15 protein-coding genes are annotated in these 17,325 nt (G+C 55.8%); 6 read left to right on the top strand and 9 right to left on the bottom strand.

Annotated features, from left to right (window positions below; translation table 11 throughout):
- Positions 1-49 precede the first annotated feature (49 nt).
- Entirely contained in the window at positions 50-898 is an 849-nt protein-coding gene (locus EE896_RS01075; protein WP_008926350.1) for a PhzF family phenazine biosynthesis protein, read from the top strand.
- Positions 899-937: 39 nt separating this feature from the next.
- On the opposite strand, the gene EE896_RS01070 is transcribed toward EE896_RS01075, so the two are convergent.
- On the bottom strand, positions 938-1,696 hold the full coding sequence (locus EE896_RS01070; RefSeq protein ID WP_140916311.1) for an SDR family NAD(P)-dependent oxidoreductase: 759 nt from the start codon (positions 1,694-1,696) through the stop codon (positions 938-940).
- 115 nt (positions 1,697-1,811) lie between these two features.
- On the opposite strand from EE896_RS01070, the gene EE896_RS01065 reads away from it, so the two are divergent.
- From EE896_RS01065 to EE896_RS01055, 3 genes are all read left to right on the top strand, one after another.
- On the top strand, positions 1,812-2,711 hold the full coding sequence (locus tag EE896_RS01065; RefSeq protein ID WP_008926352.1) for a LysR family transcriptional regulator: 900 nt from the start codon (positions 1,812-1,814) through the stop codon (positions 2,709-2,711).
- A 45-nt stretch (positions 2,712-2,756) separates the two neighbouring features.
- On the top strand, positions 2,757-3,776 hold the full coding sequence (gene yhjD / locus EE896_RS01060; RefSeq protein WP_003852018.1) for an inner membrane protein YhjD: 1,020 nt from the start codon (positions 2,757-2,759) through the stop codon (positions 3,774-3,776).
- 272 nt (positions 3,777-4,048) lie between these two features.
- The gene (locus EE896_RS01055) at positions 4,049-5,380 is read left to right on the top strand and encodes an MFS transporter (RefSeq protein WP_003852017.1); all 1,332 of its coding nucleotides are present in this window, start codon (positions 4,049-4,051) and stop codon (positions 5,378-5,380) included.
- A 627-nt stretch (positions 5,381-6,007) separates the two neighbouring features.
- On the opposite strand, the gene ilvC is transcribed toward EE896_RS01055, so the two are convergent.
- Positions 6,008-7,483, bottom strand: a complete 1,476-nt coding sequence (ilvC, locus tag EE896_RS01050; protein WP_008926354.1) for a ketol-acid reductoisomerase — start codon at positions 7,481-7,483, stop codon at positions 6,008-6,010.
- A 162-nt stretch (positions 7,484-7,645) separates the two neighbouring features.
- Here ilvC and ilvY point away from each other — a divergent pair, with 162 nt between their 5' ends.
- Positions 7,646-8,527, top strand: coding sequence for an HTH-type transcriptional activator IlvY (gene ilvY / locus EE896_RS01045; protein WP_008926355.1), 882 nt, complete (start codon positions 7,646-7,648; stop codon positions 8,525-8,527).
- Here the strand turns inward: ilvY and ilvA are convergent, their stop codons facing one another.
- The 6 genes from ilvA to ilvL all read right to left on the bottom strand — a co-directional run bounded on the left by ilvA (position 8,528) and on the right by ilvL (position 15,088).
- Complete coding sequence (gene ilvA, locus EE896_RS01040) at positions 8,528-10,075, bottom strand: threonine ammonia-lyase, biosynthetic (RefSeq protein ID WP_140916309.1); 1,548 nt, start codon at positions 10,073-10,075, stop codon at positions 8,528-8,530.
- Positions 10,076-10,077: 2 nt separating this feature from the next.
- Entirely contained in the window at positions 10,078-11,928 is a 1,851-nt protein-coding gene (gene ilvD, locus EE896_RS01035; protein ID WP_008926357.1) for a dihydroxy-acid dehydratase, read from the bottom strand.
- A 62-nt stretch (positions 11,929-11,990) separates the two neighbouring features.
- Positions 11,991-12,920 (bottom strand): branched-chain amino acid transaminase, encoded by a 930-nt coding sequence (locus EE896_RS01030; RefSeq protein ID WP_008926358.1) that lies wholly within the window; start codon positions 12,918-12,920, stop codon positions 11,991-11,993.
- Between the two features lie 18 nt (positions 12,921-12,938).
- Complete coding sequence (gene ilvM, locus EE896_RS01025; protein ID WP_008926359.1) at positions 12,939-13,196, bottom strand: acetolactate synthase 2 small subunit; 258 nt, start codon at positions 13,194-13,196, stop codon at positions 12,939-12,941.
- The gene (gene ilvG, locus EE896_RS01020) at positions 13,193-14,839 is read right to left on the bottom strand and encodes an acetolactate synthase 2 catalytic subunit (protein ID WP_039661108.1); all 1,647 of its coding nucleotides are present in this window, start codon (positions 14,837-14,839) and stop codon (positions 13,193-13,195) included. Before ilvG ends, ilvM begins: the two co-directional genes overlap by 4 nt.
- Before the next feature lie 150 nt (positions 14,840-14,989).
- Positions 14,990-15,088 (bottom strand): ilv operon leader peptide, encoded by a 99-nt coding sequence (gene ilvL / locus EE896_RS01015; RefSeq protein ID WP_072101316.1) that lies wholly within the window; start codon positions 15,086-15,088, stop codon positions 14,990-14,992.
- Between the two features lie 330 nt (positions 15,089-15,418).
- Here ilvL and EE896_RS01010 point away from each other — a divergent pair, with 330 nt between their 5' ends.
- Positions 15,419-16,939 carry a YifB family Mg chelatase-like AAA ATPase gene (locus tag EE896_RS01010; RefSeq protein ID WP_140916307.1) on the top strand — a complete coding sequence of 507 codons (1,521 nt, stop codon included), beginning with the start codon at positions 15,419-15,421 and terminating at the stop codon, positions 16,937-16,939.
- Positions 16,940-16,965: 26 nt separating this feature from the next.
- Here the strand turns inward: EE896_RS01010 and EE896_RS01005 are convergent, their stop codons facing one another.
- Complete coding sequence (locus tag EE896_RS01005) at positions 16,966-17,304, bottom strand: MaoP family protein (protein ID WP_008926362.1); 339 nt, start codon at positions 17,302-17,304, stop codon at positions 16,966-16,968.
- Between the last annotated feature and the right edge of the window lie 21 nt (positions 17,305-17,325).

The following is a 17,325-nucleotide window of genomic DNA, read 5'->3' as shown; positions in this document are numbered from 1 at the left end:
ATCATCCGGCAGAGAAAAGGCCACACTGAACCCAGAGCAAGGAGTCACAATGAAGGTCGCGTTTAAGCAAGTCGATGTGTTTACCTCATCCGCCTTTAATGGCAATCCGCTGGCGGTGATCATGGATGCTCAGGGGCTAAACGACAGCCAGCTGGCGGCAATTGCCCGCTGGACGAACCTGTCGGAAACTACCTTTGTGCTGCCGCCGCAGCACGAAGAGGCGGATTATCGGGTGCGTATTTTTACCGTGGAAGGCGAACTGCCGTTTGCCGGTCATCCGACGCTGGGCACCGCACATGCGCTGCTGGAGGCGGGCTGGCCTACCCGAACGCCGGGTGAAATCGTGCAGGAGTGTGGCGTCGGAAACGTGACGGTGAAGATAGGTGAGGCGGGCGAACTGGCATTTGCCGCGCCGGCGGCCACCCTGATGCCGTGGCAGGATGCGCTGATGGGGAACGCTTTAAACAGCGACGCGTTCGATCTGACGCAAAGCCCGACGGTGGTCGATATGGGGATTCGCTGGCTGCTGGTACCGATGGTCAGTGCCGACGCTGTGCTGGCGCTGCAGCCCAATGTCAGCGATTTGCAGCGTCTGGTTAAGCATGCGGGTGTTTCGGGAGTGATGCCGTTTGGCCGGTTGCCTGAGGGCGAGCCTGAGCAGTATGAAGTGCGTGGCCTGCTAGTAGAAAATGGCAGCCTGACCGAGGATCCGGTGACCGGCAGCGCCAACGCCTGTCTGGCGCGTTACTTCGCAGCCGCAGGCCATACCACCGCCTATCGCGTTCGCCAGGGAACGGCCCTGCAGCGTGCAGGCCGGGTGAACGTATCTTTCGCTGGTGAGACCATCTGGATTGGCGGCAATACGGTTACCGTCATCGATGGCACCATTACACTGTGAAAGACGGCGGCGTCGTGTTTTCAACGACGCCGCCCGCGGTTAAATCCCCTGCCCGCCTGAAGCCTCAATCCGCTGCGCGGTGATCCAGCCGGTTTCGTCACTGAGGATCGCGCTGATGGCGTCGCCGATATCATCCGGCAGTCCGACCCGACCCAGCGCCGTCAGTCCGGCAATCTGATCGTTAATCTCGCGGGTATCACGCACCCGGCCACCACCAAAGTCAGTCTCTATCGCGCCAGGTGCCAGAATATTGACGCGAATGCGCCGTTCGCCCAGCTCTTTCGCCTGATAGCGCGTCAGGACTTCCATCGCCCCTTTCATCGACGCATAGGTCGAGGAGCCAGGGTAGACCAGTCGGGTCAGCCCGCTGGAGATGTTCAGGATGCGGCCACCGTCATTGATCAGCGGCAGCAGCTTCTGAGTGAGAAAGTAAGGCCCTTTCAAATGCACATTGACCAGCGCATCAAATTCCGCCTCGGTGGTGTCGGTAAACGGCTTGTAGTGTCCATGACCCGCGTTGTTCACTAAATAGTCAAATCGCTCCCGTTGCCATTGCTGCTGCAGTGCCTGTTTCACCTCTCCAACAAAGCGGTCGAACTGACCGGTTTCGCCTACATCCAGTGCCAGCGCCACGGCGCGCCTCCCCATCGCCGCAATTTCCTTTACGACCGCCTGCGCCTCATCGGCATGGCTGCGGTACGTCAGAATGATATCGGTGCCTCTGGCAGCCAGTTTTAAGGCTCCATTCCGGCCTAACCCACGGTTTCCACCGGTAATTAACGCCACTTTCTGATTCATCGCTCACACCTGTTGAAAAATTGAACACGGGTTAAGGATATTCGCGAATTATTGATCTATAAACAGGGGTAAACGCGCATCACTGTTTCAATAAAAACAACAATCGGTGAACAACATGGACAAAATTCACGCAATGCAGGTCTTCGTGCGGGTGGCAGAAATGGGCAGTTTTACCCGCGCAGCAGAAAGTTTAGGTGTGCCGAAAGGCAGTGTATCCCGGCAGATCCAGGCGCTGGAGAATCAAATGGCAACACGTTTGTTGCATCGCACCACGCGCCGGGTGCAACTCACCCAGGATGGATTAGTCTATTACGATCGCTGTCTTGATTTATTGTCGATGATTGACGATATGGACAGCCTGTTTCAGCACGAACCCGCCTCGCTCAGCGGTAAACTCCGGGTGGATATGTCGGTGGCGATGGCCACCGGTTTTATCCTGCCACGGCTGCCCGAATTTTTGCAGCACTATCCCGGCATAGAGATTGAGCTGAGCAGCAGCGATCGTCAGGTGGATGTGATCCGCGAAGGGTTTGATTGTGTGCTTCGGGTGGGCGAACTCAAAGATTCGGGGCTGATTGCGCGAAAAATTGGTACCCATACCTTGATTAACTGCGCCAGCCCTGGCTACCTTTCGCGGTTCGGGATGCCAATCCGGCTGGAAGAGCTGTCGCAGCATGCGATGGTGCATTACAGCCAGCAGCTCGGTCAGGCCTCACCCGGGTTTGAATATTTTGATGGCAGGCAGTGCCATTACGTTCATACCGGCGGCGTGGTGACGGTGAACAGCACCGAAACCTATCGCGCCGCCTGTCTGGCGGGCTTAGGCATTATTCAGGTGCCTGCCGCCGGCATTCAGACATTGCTGGAAAGGGGTGAGCTGGTGGAAGTGCTGCATCGCTTTCCCGCCAGGCCGATGCCGATCCATCTGCTCTATCCGCACCGGCGCAATGTGGCACGTCGCGTGCGGGTATTTATGGAGTGGCTGAGTCAGGTGTTACAGGAGTACGTCACCTGAGCGGCTATACTTTGATTTTAATGATAAACAGGACAGTGAAGGTCTATGACAGACAAGCAGGAAAATCCGCAGGATTTGCAGCCACAAAAGCCGCTTATCGATATTAAAACCGGCAACCACACCGTAGACGAATCTATTGTTCGCGTGTCTCGTTTCGCCACCTGGTTTCAGGCTATTCCGGCGGTGGCGCATTTCATTCGCGCCCTTGACCGCTTTAACGATCGGCTCGGCAGCCAGTTTGGCGCGGCGATTACCTATTTTTCGTTTTTATCGCTGATTCCCATTCTGATGGTGTCGTTCGCCGCCGTGGGTTTTGTGCTGGCATCGAATCCGGATTTGCTGACCGATATCATCAACAAAATCGTCAGCAGCATCAGCGACCCGACACTGGCAACCACGCTGAAAAATACTGTGAATACCGCGATTCAGCAGCGTGCCACCGTGGGGATTACCGGTTTACTGCTGGCGCTCTACTCCGGCCTTAACTGGATGGGTAACCTGCGTGAAGCGATTCGTGCCCAGTCGCGCGACGTATGGGAACGCAAACCGGATGACAAGGAGAAGATCTGGAAGCGTTATATTCGCGATCTGCTGTCGCTGGCGGGTCTGATGCTGGCGCTGGTGATTACGCTGTCGCTGACCTCGGTAGCCGGCTCTGCGCAGGCCTCTATCGTGAGTGCGCTGGGCCTGGATGGCATTGACTGGTTGCGGCCTGCGCTGACCATTATCGCCACCTCGATTTCCGTTATGGCGAACTATCTGCTTTTCCTGTGGATTTTCTGGATTCTGCCGCGTCATAAGCCACGTAAGAAAGCGTTGTTCCGCGGGACACTGCTGGCGGCAATCGGCTTTGAGGTGATTAAGTTTGTGATGACGCTGACACTGCCGAAGATGGCGACCTCGCCTTCCGGTGCCGCCTTTGGTTCAGTGCTCGGCCTGATGGCATTCTTCTACTTCTTCGCTCGTCTGACGCTGTTCTGTGCAGCGTGGATCGCCACTGCCAAATATAAAGACGACCCACAGATGCCTGAAGCGGGCAGCGCGTCACGACACAAATCATCGTAATCCGTTAACAACAGCGGAAAATATTTCCCCTCGGCTATTTTTTAATCAGATAACAGGATGAATAGCTGAGGGGTCACTTTTATTTAGCCCTTTCTTAGAGTATCCCGCCATATATCGTCCGGTTTACCCCGGTATCACCCGGTATTCACAGCACCACAGAAATTATCCTCTTTTTGCCCTCTGAAGCCAGACGCGGCGCGGGTTTTCATCATTGAATGCGCCCTGGCAGATGCGTAAGATTCTTTATCTGTATTTACAAATAAGAAACAGTTATGCAAGCCTCCCTCACAGACACACTCGACAAACAGCAGGATCCCACGCCGGTTAACTCACGCAGTAAAGTGGTGATTGCCTCGCTGGTCGGTACGGCCATCGAATTCTTCGACTTTTATATTTATGCCACGGCTGCGGTAATTGTTTTCCCGCACATTTTCTTCCCGCAGGGTGATGCCACGGTCGCAACGCTACAGTCGCTGGCCACTTTCGCTATCGCCTTTATCGCGCGTCCGATTGGCTCAGCGGTGTTTGGTCACTTTGGCGATCGCGTCGGGCGTAAAGCCACGCTGGTTGCCTCGCTGCTGACCATGGGTATTTCCACCGTGGTGATTGGTCTGCTACCCAGCTATGAGACGATTGGCGTGATGGCGCCGCTGCTGCTGGCGCTGGCGCGTTTTGGTCAGGGACTGGGGCTGGGTGGAGAATGGGGTGGTGCGGCGCTGCTGGCGACGGAAAATGCGCCAGCGAAGAAGCGTGCGCTTTACGGTTCGTTCCCTCAGTTGGGTGCGCCGATTGGCTTTTTCTTCGCTAACGGGACTTTCCTGCTGCTTTCATGGCTGCTGACCGACGAGCAGTTTATGCAGTGGGGCTGGCGCGTGCCGTTTATTCTCTCTGCCGTGCTGGTGCTGGTTGGTCTGTATGTGCGCGTTTCGCTGCATGAGAGTCCGGTGTTTGCCAAAGTGCAGAAAGAGAAGAAGCAGGTTCGGGTGCCGATTGCGGCGCTGCTGAGCAAGCATCTGACCGCCACGATTCTCGGCACTTTTATCATGCTGGCGACCTATACGCTGTTCTATATCATGACCGTCTATTCGATGAGTTATGGCACCACGGCAGCACCGGCGGGTCTGGGCATTCCGCGTAACAGTATGCTGTGGATGCTGATGCTGGCGGTGATTGGCTTTGGGGTGATGGTACCGATTGCTGGTTTGCTGGCTGACCGTTTTGGTCGTCGCAAGACGATGATTACCATTACGCTGATGATTATCGGGTTTTCGTTCCTGTTCCCGGCAATGCTTGGTTCAGGTTCACAGGCGCTGGTGATGGCGTTTCTGCTGCTGGGTCTGAGCATTATGGGGCTGACGTTTGGCCCGATGGGCGCGCTGCTGCCGGAGCTGTTCCCGACTGAAGTGCGTTATACCGGCGCATCGTTCTCCTATAACCTCTCCTCGATTCTGGGTGCCTCCGTTGCGCCTTATATTGCGACCTGGCTAAATGCCCATTATGGTTTGCAGGCGGTGGGGCTGTATCTGGCGTCAATGGCAGTACTGACGCTGATCGCGTTGCTGGCCTGTAAAGAGACGCGTCACCAGACGCTTTATGACGTGTAATCCGGTTGGATGAAGGTCAGTGAAACCCGGCAGATGCCGGGTTTTTTATGGGTTGGGTTGAGTAAATAAAGGGCGTTTGAGGGAGCATACATCTACTCCGCAGGGTTTAAAGTGTCGCCTTGAGGTCAGGTAGCAGGCTCAGGGCGCATACGCCTGAAGCAAAGACGTAAAAGACGCCATCCCTGGCAGGCTCAGCGCGGCCGATTACGCACCTCATCCCTGAGGTGCGCCCGTAGCCGGGCCAACGCATTGCGTTGTTCAAAAACGCTCCCGGCGTTGTTGTCCCTGGCCCGCGATGCTTTGCTACAGGCGTATGCTCCCATCGCCTGAAGCAGGTTAGCTGTCAGTTTGAAGATCTTGCATAGTGCTAATGAGGCAGGGTGATTCGGGCAGCAATGAAGAAGCTTGAGGGCACTGGCAATACGGGCAGAGGAGGAAAGCGTCCCGCGCCAGGGATGGCGGGTTTTGCGTCTTTCCGATCTGACCGTATTGCCTGTACAGGCTCGATCTTACAGCAAAGCAGGCAGTGCAGGCACCGTTCCTACAGTGAACCTTCCAGGCAGTGTTCACAAATAAAAAACCCCGGCGAGCCGGGGTTTGTTTTGCTGAAAACGGTGAAGAGGTTTATTAGCCCGCGACAGCGATACGCTTCATGTCGGTCATGTAGCCACGCAGCTTGCGGCCAACGGTTTCAATCGGATGCTGGCGAACGGCTTCGTTAACGTCACGCAGCTGCGCGTTGTCGACCTGCGTGCCTTCAACCGCTTTACCCAGATCGCCTGGCTGCAATGTGGTCATGAACTCTTTCAGCAGCGGAACTGCGGCGAAGGAGAACAGGTAGTTACCATATTCGGCAGTATCAGAGATAACCACGTTCATTTCATACAGACGCTTACGGGCGATGGTGTTCGCGATCAGCGGCAGCTCATGCAGTGATTCATAGTAAGCAGACTCTTCAATGATGCCGGCGTCTACCATGGTTTCAAACGCCAGCTCAACGCCCGCTTTAACCATCGCTACCATCACAACACCTTTGTCGTAGTACTCCTGCTCTTCAATTTTGCCTTCATACTGTGCGGCGGTTTCGAACGCGGTCTGGCCGGTCTCTTCACGCCAGGTCAGCAGGTTTTTATCATCATTTGCCCAGTCAGCCATCATACCGGAAGAGAATTCACCGGAGATGATGTCATCCATGTGCTTCTGGAACAGCGGCGCCATGATGGTTTTCAGCTGCTCTGACAGCGCATAGGCGCGCAGTTTCGCCGGGTTAGAAAGACGATCCATCATCAGGGTGATGCCACCAAACTTCAGTGACTCGGTGATGGTTTCCCAGCCGAACTGAATCAGTTTTTCTGCGTAAGCCGGATCGGTACCTTCAGCCACCAGCTTGTCGAAGCAGAGCAGTGAACCCGCCTGCAACATGCCACACAGAATAGTCTGCTCACCCATCAGGTCAGATTTCACTTCTGCAACGAAGGAGGATTCCAGCACGCCAGCACGATCGCCGCCAGTCGCAGCTGCCCAGGCTTTAGCAATCGCCATGCCTTCGCCTTTTGGATCATTTTCAGGGTGAACCGCGATCAGCGTCGGCACACCAAAGCCACGTTTGTACTCTTCACGCACTTCAGTACCCGGGCACTTCGGCGCCACCATCACAACAGTGATGTCTTTACGGATGCTTTCGCCCACTTCAACGATGTTGAAACCGTGTGAGTAGCCCAGTGCAGCGCCATCTTTCATCAGCGGCTGAACAGCCTGAACTACAGCAGAGTGCTGCTTGTCTGGCGTCAGGTTAACCACCAGGTCAGCCTGCGGGATCAGCTCTTCGTAAGTACCCACTTTGAAACCGTTATCGGTCGCTTTGCGCCATGAAGGGCGTTTCTCCGCAATCGCTTCAGCACGCAGTGCATAAGCAACGTCCAGACCGGAATCACGCATGTTCAGACCCTGGTTCAGGCCCTGCGCACCACAGCCAACGATAACGACTTTTTTGCCTTTCAGGAAACTGGCACCATCCGCGAATTCATCACGCGCCATGAAACGGCATTTGCCTAATTGCGCCAGCTGGTTGCGCAGGTTCAATGTGTTGAAATAGTTAGCCATGGGTACTCCAGTAAGGTTGTGTTTGCTTTTTTTGTTCAGGAACGGCGAATCGTGCAGCGCCGCGAATGACCCCATCATATGACAGGAATTCTGTTGCTTAAATTGATATATTAACAACGTCACATTGCAATAAATGCAACACCACCCAGAGGCGACGCGCACATGGATTTACGGGATCTGAAACTGTTTCTTCATCTGGCAGAAAGCTGCCACTTCGGGCGCACTGCGCGTGCGATGCACGTCAGCCCTTCCACGCTGTCACGCCAGATCCAGCGGCTTGAAGAAGATGTCGGCCATGCGCTGTTTCTGCGCGATAACCGCACCGTGACGCTGACGGAAGCGGGCGAACGCCTGCGCCAGTTTGCCCAGCAGACGCTGTTGCAGTATCAGCAACTGCGCCATGTGATGGATCTTAACGGCCCGTCACTCAGCGGCGAACTGCGACTGTTCTGTTCTGTGACGGCGGCCTACAGTCATCTGCCGCCCATCCTTGACCGCTTTCGCGCTGAACATCCGCAGGTCGAAATCAAACTGGATACCGGCGATGCCGCGGATGCGGTGGAAAAAGTGCACTCCGGTGATGCCGATCTGGCGATTGCCGGACGGCCTGAAACTCTGCCCGCCAGCATTGATTTTATGCCACTGGGGCTGATCCCGCTGGTGCTGATTGCGCCTGCACTGCCCTGTGCTGTTCGCACTCAGGCCACACAGCCGCAGCCCGACTGGTCAAAAATTCCCTTCATTCTGCCGGTGCAGGGACCCGCACGGCGGCGTATCGATCTCTGGTTCCGTCGTCAGCGCATCCCGAATCCGGTCATTTACGCCACCGTATCGGGGCATGAAGCGATTGTCTCAATGGTGGCGCTGGGTTGCGGTATTGCACTGTTGCCGGATGTGGTGCTGGAGAACAGCCCGGACCCGGTGCGAAACCGCGTGCTGCTGCTGGAGAATATTGACTCGGTTGCGCCGTTCGAACTCGGCATCTGCGTGCAAAAAAAGCGGCTCGGAGAGCCGCTGATCAGTGCTTTCTGGAGCCAGCTGTAATCAGTGGCCTGACAGGAAGAAGCGGAACGCCGGGTTCTGGCTTTCGTCATGAAAGTCGTAACCCAGATCGGTGAGATGCTCCTCGAAACGTGGCTCATCGCTGCCGAGTTCAAACGCCGCCAGCACACGACCATAGTCGGTGCCGTGGCTGCGGTAGTGAAACAGCGAGATATTCCAGTGAGTGCCCAGCGTCTGCAGGAACTTCAGCAACGCGCCAGGTGCCTCCGGGAATTCAAAGCTGAAGAGCCGCTCACGCAGTGGCTTGGAGGGCCGTCCGCCCACCATGTAGCGCACGTGCAGTTTCGCCATCTCATCATCTGAGAGATCGACTACCTGATAGCCGCCGCTGGTGAGTTCGCTGATGATCTCACTGCGCTCTTCCACGCCACGGGTCAGACGTACACCCACAAAGATGCAGGCTTTGTCCGCATCGGCGTAGCGGTAATTGAACTCGGTGATTGAACGTCCGCCCAGCGTCTGGCAGAAGCGCAGGAAACTGCCCTGCTGTTCCGGGATGGTGACGGCCAGCAGCGCTTCACGCTGTTCGCCCAGCTCACAACGCTCGGAGACGTAACGCAGACCGTGGAAGTTGACGTTGGCACCTGATAACACATGCGCCAGCCGCTCGCCTTTGATCTCATGCTGCTGGATATACTTTTTCATGCCCGCTAGCGCCAGTGCGCCAGACGGCTCCGCCACAGCACGCACATCTTCGAACAGATCCTTCATCGCCGCGCAAATCGCATCGCTGTCGACGGTAATGATGTCATCGAGGTAGGCCTGACAGAGCCGGAAGGTTTCGCTGCCAATCCGTTTGACCGCGACGCCTTCGGCAAACAGCCCGACGCGCGGCAGATCGACCGGATGACCCGCTTCCAGTGCGGCTTTCAGGCAGGCTGAATCTTCTGACTCCACCGCAATCACTTTGATTTGCGGCATCAGCTGCTTGATCAGCACCGCCACGCCGGCCGCCAGACCGCCGCCGCCAACCGGGACAAAGACCCGGTCAAGGTGCGCATCCTGCTGCAACAGCTCCATCGCCAGCGTGCCCTGTCCGGCAATGACAGCCGGATGGTCAAACGGCGGCACGAAGGTGTAGCCGCGCTGTTCAGCGAGCTCTATCGCTTTGGCTTTCGCCTCATCAAAGTTGGCACCAAACAGGAAAGCCTCACCGCCAAATGCGCGCACTGCATCGACCTTGATGTCTGCGGTCGCTAGCGGCATCACAATCAGTGACTTGATGCCCAGTTTCGTCGCGGAGAGCGCCACGCCCTGCGCATGGTTACCGGCTGACGCCGTCACCACGCCGCGCGCTTTCTGCTCTTCATTCAGACCGGCAATCATCGCGTAAGCACCGCGCACCTTGAAACTGTGCACCGGCTGGCGATCTTCCCGCTTCACCAGAATGGTGTTGCCGAGCCGCGCCGAAATTTTTTCCATAATCTGCAGCGGCGTCACCTGTGCCACTTCATACACCGGTGAACGCAGCACTGCGCGCAAATATTCGGCGCCGCCAGGCGCGTCAGGTAGCGGTTGAGACTCGGCCATTTTTAGCCTCCCAGCTTGCTCTTATCGCGGACAGCGCCTTTGTCAGCACTGGTCGCGAGTAATGCGTAAGCACGCAGCGCAAAGGAGACTTCACGCTGACGATTGACTGGCGTATAGGCCGCATCGCCACGTGCCTGCTGCTCTTCACGGCGGGCGTGCAGTTCGTTATCCGGCACAGCGAGTTTGATGCCGCGATTAGGGATATCGATTTCAATGGTATCGCCATCTTTGACCAGCGCAATGGTGCCGCCGTTAGCCGCTTCCGGCGAAGCGTGGCCGATAGAGAGGCCCGACGTACCGCCGGAGAACCGACCGTCGGTGATCAGTGCGCAGCTTTTGCCCAGGCCCATCGATTTCAGATAGGTGGTCGGATAGAGCATTTCCTGCATGCCCGGCCCGCCTTTTGGTCCTTCGTAGCGGATGACGACCACGTCGCCTGCCACAACTTTGCCGCCCAGAATCGCTTCTACCGCGTCATCCTGGCTTTCATAGACTTTAGCCGGACCCGTGAAGGTCAGGATCTCTTTGTCTACGCCCGCCGTTTTAACGATACAGCCATCTTCGGCGATGTTGCCGTAAAGCACGGCCAGACCGCCGTCCTGCGAGTAAGCGTTTTCGCGGGTGCGGATACAGCCTTCGGCACGATCATCATCCAGCGTGTCCCAGCGGCAGTTCTGTGAGAACGCCTGGGTAGTACGGATGCCTGCCGGGCCAGCGCGGAACATATCTTTCACCGCCTGATCTTTGGTCAGCATGATGTCGTACTGATCCAGCGTTTCACGCATCGTCTGCTGCAGAATATTACGGGCGCTGCTGTCGAACAGGCCTGCGCGATCCAGCTCGCCCAGAATCGCAAAAACCCCACCCGCGCGATGCACATCTTCCATGTGATATTTCGGGGTACTTGGCGCGACTTTACAAAGCTGAGGCACTTTACGTGACAGGCGATCGATGTCGGAGATATTAAAGTCGATGTCGCCTTCCTGTGCCGCCGCCAGCAGGTGCAATACGGTGTTGGTGGAACCGCCCATGGCGATATCCAGCATCATGGCGTTCTCGAAAGCGGCCTTGTTAGCGATGTTACGTGGCAGCATGTTGACGTCATCCTGCTCGTAGTAGCGCTTGGTCAGACTGACGATGCGCTTACCGGCATTGATGAACAGCTCTTTGCGATCGGCGTGCGTGGCCAGCAGTGATCCGTTGCCAGGCTGCGACAGGCCCAGAGCTTCGGTCAGACAGTTCATCGAGTTGGCGGTGAACATACCGGAGCAGGAGCCACAGGTCGGGCAGGCAGAGCGTTCGATCTGATCGCTGTCGGCATCGCTGACGTTCGGGTTGGCACCCTGAATCATCGCATCCACCAGATCCAGCTTGATGATTTTGTCAGAAAGCTTGGTTTTACCCGCTTCCATCGGTCCACCGGAAACAAAGATCACCGGAATATTCAGGCGCAGTGACGCCATCAGCATTCCCGGCGTGATTTTATCGCAGTTAGAGATGCAGACCATGGCGTCTGCGCAGTGCGCGTTGACCATGTACTCGACCGAATCGGCAATCAGTTCGCGCGAAGGCAGTGAATACAGCATGCCGCCATGACCCATGGCAATACCGTCATCCACCGCGATGGTGTTGAACTCTTTAGCCACACCACCTGACGCTTCAATCTGCTCAGCGACGAGTTTACCCAGGTCGCGGAGGTGAACGTGGCCAGGGACAAATTGGGTGAATGAGTTAACCACAGCGATAATCGGCTTGCCGAAATCGTCGTCGGTCATTCCTGTCGCGCGCCATAAGGCACGGGCACCTGCCATATTGCGGCCGTGGGTGGTAGTGGCGGAACGGTACTTAGGCATGCTCTATTTACTCCAGTAAGAATAAGCTCGCGGACGTCAGATGACGCCCGCGCTGTATCTGATTATGGGTTAACCGGATCTAACCAGCCCCACTTGTCTTCTGTTTCGCCAGTGAACAGACCAAAGAAGGCCTCCTGGATGCGTTTGGTGACCGGACCACGTTTGCCTTCGCCCACCTGAATGCGATCCACGCTGCGTACCGGCGTGATTTCTGCGGCGGTGCCAGACATAAAGACTTCGTCAGCCAGATAGAGCGACTCACGCGACAGCGTCTGCTCACGCACTTCAATGCCCATATCGCGCGCCAGCGTGATGATGGCATCGCGGGTGATACCTGGCAGTGCAGAGGAGGTGAATGGCGGCGTAAACAGCACACCATCTTTAACTTCAAACAGGTTCTCGCCAGCACCTTCTGAAATCAGGCCATTGGTGTCCAGCGCGATACCTTCCTGATAACCGTGACGACGGGCTTCGCTGCCCACCAGCAGTGAGGAGAGGTAGTTACCACCCGCTTTCGCGGCGGTTGGCAGGGTATTTGGCGCAACGCGGTTCCATGAGGAGACCATCGCATCGATGCCGTTTTCCAGCGCTTCTGCGCCCAGGTATGCGCCCCACGGGAAGGCAGCAATGATCACATCGGTGGTGAAGCCGTCTGGCGGGTTCACGCCCAGGCCCACATCGCCAACAAAGGCCAGCGGACGGATATAAGCACTTTTCAGTTTGTTCAGGCGGATGACTTCGCGGCACGCTTCCATCAGCTCATCAACGCTGCTTTTAATCGGGAAGCGGTAGATTTTGGCGGAGTCGTGCAGACGTTGCATGTGTTCGCGATGACGGAACACAACCGGTCCTTTGTGAGAGTCGTAGCAACGCACGCCTTCAAATACCGACGTACCGTAGTGCAACGCGTGAGACATGACGCTGACCTTCGCATCTTCCCACTTAACCATCTCGCCATTGAACCAAATAAAGTCTGCTTTCTTCGTGCTCATTGTTATTTCCTCTCGCGGCTACGCGCGGATTTGTTGTGTTGTCTGTTGTTGAATCTGAACGCATGCAACGTCGATCAATTTACTTAACTGCGAAGACAGTAAATCGACGGAGCGCTGGCTGGCAACGGTCATTTCAATATTAATGTTTTCTGCGTTAGCGACTGAGGCCATGTTCATAGAACAGACCTGAAAACCGCGGTGACGCACGACGCGTAAAATGCGCTCTAATATTTCAGGGCGGAAACGGGCTTCGATAGACAATTGATGCTGGTTCATACGGTTTTCTCCATCATGTTTGCATTGCTGGCACCCGGCGGTACCAGTGGCCAGACGTTTTCATGCTCATCTATTGCAACATGCAGGAAGTAAGGACCTTCGCTGTTCAGCAGAGCATCAAGGGCGGCGTCGACCTGATCTTTACGGGTAATGCGCTGGCCAGGAATGTTGAACGCGCTGGCCAGCGTGAGGAAGTCGGGATTATCGGACAGATTGGTTTCGCTGTAGCGACCGTCAAAAAAGAGCTGCTGCCACTGGCGCACCATGCCCAGACGCTGGTTATCCATCAGTACGATTTTAACCGGCAGCTTGCCGCGCTTGATGGTGCCCAGTTCCTGAATGTTCATCATGATGGAGCCATCACCCGAGACACAGATAACCGTATCTTCCGGGCGTGCAACCTGTGCGCCGATAGCGGCAGGCAAACCAAAGCCCATGGTGCCTAAACCACTGGAGGTGATGAAGTTTTCCGGTGCGCTAAATGCCATGTGCTGTGCCGTCCACATCTGATGCTGACCAACGTCGGTGGTCACAACAGTATTGGCCGGTTTGCGATCGGAAAGCTGCTTCAGCAACAGCGGCGCATAGATCGCTTCGCCTGGATGGTCATAGCGCCATGAGTGACTGGCTTTAAGCGCTTTCACCTCATCACGCCAGGCGTTGATATGCAGCGGCTGACTCAGAGCAGGCAGCAATTCGTTGAGATCACCCTGCAGAGAGACGTGTGCGCGACGTAATTTGTTTAACTCAGCGGGATCGATGTCGAGATGAATCACGCTGGCGTGGGGTGCAAAGGTATCCAGCTTGCCGGTGACGCGGTCGTCGAAGCGCGCACCGACCGCGATCAGCAGGTCACATGCCTGTACGGCCAGGTTAGCGGCTTTGGTGCCGTGCATCCCCAGCATGCCCAGATAGACCTCACTGCGTGGATCCACGCTGCCTAAGCCTTTCAGGGTAGCCACTGCCGGAATACCGGTTTCTTCTGCCAGCGCACGCAGTGCCGGAACAGCCTGCGCCAGACCGACGCCACCGCCAACGTAGAGCATGGGTTTTCTGGCCTGCGCCATCAGTGCACGTGCTTCGTGAATTGCCTGATGTGGCAGCGCGCTTCCCTCTTCTACCGGCACCAGATGCGGTGCGGGCTCACCCTGCGCAATCTGAATGTCTTTCGGGATATCAACCAGCACCGGACCCGGACGACCCGACTGCGCCAGCGCAAAGGCTTCCGCCATGATAGCGGGCAGCTCATCCAGCGACTCGACCAGGAAACTGTGCTTGGTACAGGCCAGCGAGAGTCCCAGTACGTCGATCTCCTGGAAAGCATCGGTGCCGATGAAGGCAGAGGTTACCTGACCGGTGATTGCCACAACCGGAACCGAATCCATCATGGCATCCGCCAGGCCCGTAATCAGGTTAGTCGCGCCAGGGCCTGAAGTGGCGATACAGACGCCAGTTTTGCCGGTTGAGCGGGCATAGCCAATCGCCGCCATCACTGCGCCCTGCTCATGACGACACAGTAGGTGTTCCACGCCGCCATCATAGAGCGCGTCGTATACCGGCATAATTGCGCCGCCAGGGTAACCAAATACGGTATTAACCCCCTGCGCGCGTAAAGCCTGAACTACCCACTGTGCACCTGTCATCGCTATTCTCCTGTGTCCTGACCGGAACAACAGAATTTTATGCTACTGTTCATTGTTTGTTCCTTGTGGATTTACTGATATTTCCTCGGGTCGAAAAAAAACCCCCGGACCTTTCGGTGCGGGGGTTTTTTCGGATTCGAGGCTTGATTTTTAAGCCTTTCTTTCTCCAAGCGTTGCCCCGCACGGTAGGTTAATAACCACCACCACGCTAATCACGACCAGGCTAATCACTTGTAGAAGGGCTTTCATGTGTTGTTCAATTCTTTTACGTGTTCGAAGTAATGCCTACAGAGTTATCATAGTCAGGGGTTATGGCACAACTTTTTTTACAGACTTTTTTTAACCACAGGCGCTGGATAACGACCTATCAACCTGTATTACAAGAAATAATTACGTGATGATAATTATTCATCACTTTAGTGGCGTAATCATGTTTTGATGAATTTGCGCGCAGTCGCACAAGGTTTCAATACGGCATGAAAAAAACGCTGATGAGCTGGACGATGGCCCGAACAGTGCTGATCATCCCCTCGCTTTCATTTGACGCTGTCACCAGACTGGCGGCAACAAGGAGCGAGTATGTCATTATCAAAAGTTCTGACCCGGGCAGCATTAGGCGTAGAAGCCCCGCTGGTGACCATTGAGGCGCATATCAGTAACGGCCTGCCAGCGTTAACACTGGTGGGTTTGCCTGAAACCACCGTGAAAGAGGCACGTGAGCGGGTCCGCAGCGCCATTATCAACAGTGGTTTTACCTTTCCGGCTAAGCGCGTCACCATCAATCTGGCCCCGGCAGATTTACCCAAAGAGGGTGGGCGGTATGACTTACCTATGGCGATCGCCATTCTGGTCGCCTCTGAGCAGCTTCCTGCCGATAAGCTGACGCACTATGAGTTTCTGGGTGAGCTGGCACTCGACGGCGCAGTGTGCGGTGTACAGGGCGCGATTCCAGCGGCTATGGTGGCGATACAGGCGGGAAGGCAGCTGGTGCTCTCCGTTGAAAATCAGGGTGATGCCGGACTCATCCGTCAGGGGTTGTCGCTGGTCGCCTCTCACCTCAGCGAGGTATGCGCCTTTCTGCGTAATGCGCTCACATTACCGACCGCCCAATACCCTGAACAGCAGGGCGACGTGCCGGCTGATGATCTCACTGATATCATTGGTCAGGAGCAGGGGCGCAGAGCACTGGAGATCACAGCGGCAGGCGGTCATAACCTGCTGCTGATTGGGCCACCGGGCACGGGTAAAACCATGCTCGCCACCCGACTGCCTGGCATAATGCCTTCTCTTAGCGATCAGGAAGCTCTGGAGTGCGCGGCAATCGACAGCCTGGTGAACAACAATACCCTGCACCGACAGTGGCGCACGCGGCCTTTCAGGTCACCTCACCATAGCGCATCTCTCTATGCTTTGATTGGTGGCGGATCATTGCCACGGCCCGGTGAGATATCACTCGCGCACAATGGCGTACTGTTTCTGGATGAGTTACCGGAATTTGATCGCAAGGTACTGGACTCCCTGCGCGAGCCATTAGAGTCGGGCGTCATCGCTATTTCCCGTGCCCGGGCAAAAGTTACCTATCCGGCACGGTTTCAGCTGATCGCTGCGATGAATCCCAGTCCAACCGGGCATTATCAGGGACAACACAACCGCTGCTCACCCCAACAGGTTTTGCGGTATCTCAGCAAGCTATCAGGCCCTTTTTTGGATCGTTTTGATCTTTCGCTGGAGGTGCCGCTACTGCCGGGTGGGATGCTCAGCGGTCAGCGCACCAGAGCGGAAGCGTCTGAGCAGGTACGTCATCGGGTGGTCGCGGCACGTAACATTCAGCTGGCCCGCACAGGCAAGATCAATGCGCATTTAAACAATGCAGAGATTATGCGCTGGTGTCAGCCTGCCAAAGAAGACGCGGAGTGGCTGGAGTCCGTGCTGGAGAAACTGGGTTTGTCTGTGCGGGCATGGCAGCGGATTTTGAAAGTGGCGCGTACCGTTGCCGATCTCGCGGGGGATACGGATATTAGCCGGTCACATCTGCAGGAAGCGGTCAGTTACCGTACAATAGATCGATTAATGATTCATCTGCACAACAGCCTGCAATAAAAAAAGGGGCTTTCGCCCCTTCTCTGTTAATCGTCGCTGTCGGTAAAGTCTTCAACGGTGTCCATCTGCGGTTTACCGCCAGAGAGCGTATGAAAACGCTTAGGACGCTTAATGCGGGTCATATACTTAGACCACACGCGCTCAGCTTCCGTTTGCGGCTCACGCACGCCACGACACACTTCAATAAACAAACGTTCTTCTTCAGTTACAGGCTCACGCTTTGATAAATCCAGCTCATTAAAAGCAAAACCGTGGCGTTCAAGAAGCTGAGCCTCTTTAATAGTAAAGTCACCGTGGCGTGAGAAACCACGCGGGTAATGTTTGTTATCAAAGAAACGATTCTCTGTTGAGAAGCTTTCCGCCATGTTACACGCTCCTGATTTTCT

The organism is Pantoea eucalypti (assembly GCF_009646115.1).
GTDB lineage: Bacteria > Pseudomonadota > Gammaproteobacteria > Enterobacterales > Enterobacteriaceae > Pantoea > Pantoea eucalypti.
The sequence above is the reverse complement of the archived record's forward strand: the minus strand, read 5'-3'. Positions and strand labels throughout refer to the sequence as shown.

Coding starts and splice junctions, on each gene's coding strand:
- EE896_RS01055 (WP_003852017.1), top strand. CDS start 4,049: ATGCAAGCCTCCCTCACAGACACACTCGACAAACAGCAGGATCCCACG.
- ilvG (WP_039661108.1), bottom strand. CDS start 14,839: ATGACAGGTGCACAGTGGGTAGTTCAGGCTTTACGCGCGCAGGGGGTT.
- ilvY (WP_008926355.1), top strand. CDS start 7,646: ATGGATTTACGGGATCTGAAACTGTTTCTTCATCTGGCAGAAAGCTGC.
- ilvL (WP_072101316.1), bottom strand. CDS start 15,088: ATGAAAGCCCTTCTACAAGTGATTAGCCTGGTCGTGATTAGCGTGGTG.
- ilvM (WP_008926359.1), bottom strand. CDS start 13,196: ATGAACCAGCATCAATTGTCTATCGAAGCCCGTTTCCGCCCTGAAATA.
- EE896_RS01005 (WP_008926362.1), bottom strand. CDS start 17,304: ATGGCGGAAAGCTTCTCAACAGAGAATCGTTTCTTTGATAACAAACAT.
- ilvD (WP_008926357.1), bottom strand. CDS start 11,928: ATGCCTAAGTACCGTTCCGCCACTACCACCCACGGCCGCAATATGGCA.
- ilvC (WP_008926354.1), bottom strand. CDS start 7,483: ATGGCTAACTATTTCAACACATTGAACCTGCGCAACCAGCTGGCGCAA.
- yhjD (WP_003852018.1), top strand. CDS start 2,757: ATGACAGACAAGCAGGAAAATCCGCAGGATTTGCAGCCACAAAAGCCG.
- ilvA (WP_140916309.1), bottom strand. CDS start 10,075: ATGGCCGAGTCTCAACCGCTACCTGACGCGCCTGGCGGCGCCGAATAT.
- EE896_RS01030 (WP_008926358.1), bottom strand. CDS start 12,920: ATGAGCACGAAGAAAGCAGACTTTATTTGGTTCAATGGCGAGATGGTT.
- EE896_RS01070 (WP_140916311.1), bottom strand. CDS start 1,696: ATGAATCAGAAAGTGGCGTTAATTACCGGTGGAAACCGTGGGTTAGGC.
- EE896_RS01065 (WP_008926352.1), top strand. CDS start 1,812: ATGGACAAAATTCACGCAATGCAGGTCTTCGTGCGGGTGGCAGAAATG.
- EE896_RS01075 (WP_008926350.1), top strand. CDS start 50: ATGAAGGTCGCGTTTAAGCAAGTCGATGTGTTTACCTCATCCGCCTTT.
- EE896_RS01010 (WP_140916307.1), top strand. CDS start 15,419: ATGTCATTATCAAAAGTTCTGACCCGGGCAGCATTAGGCGTAGAAGCC.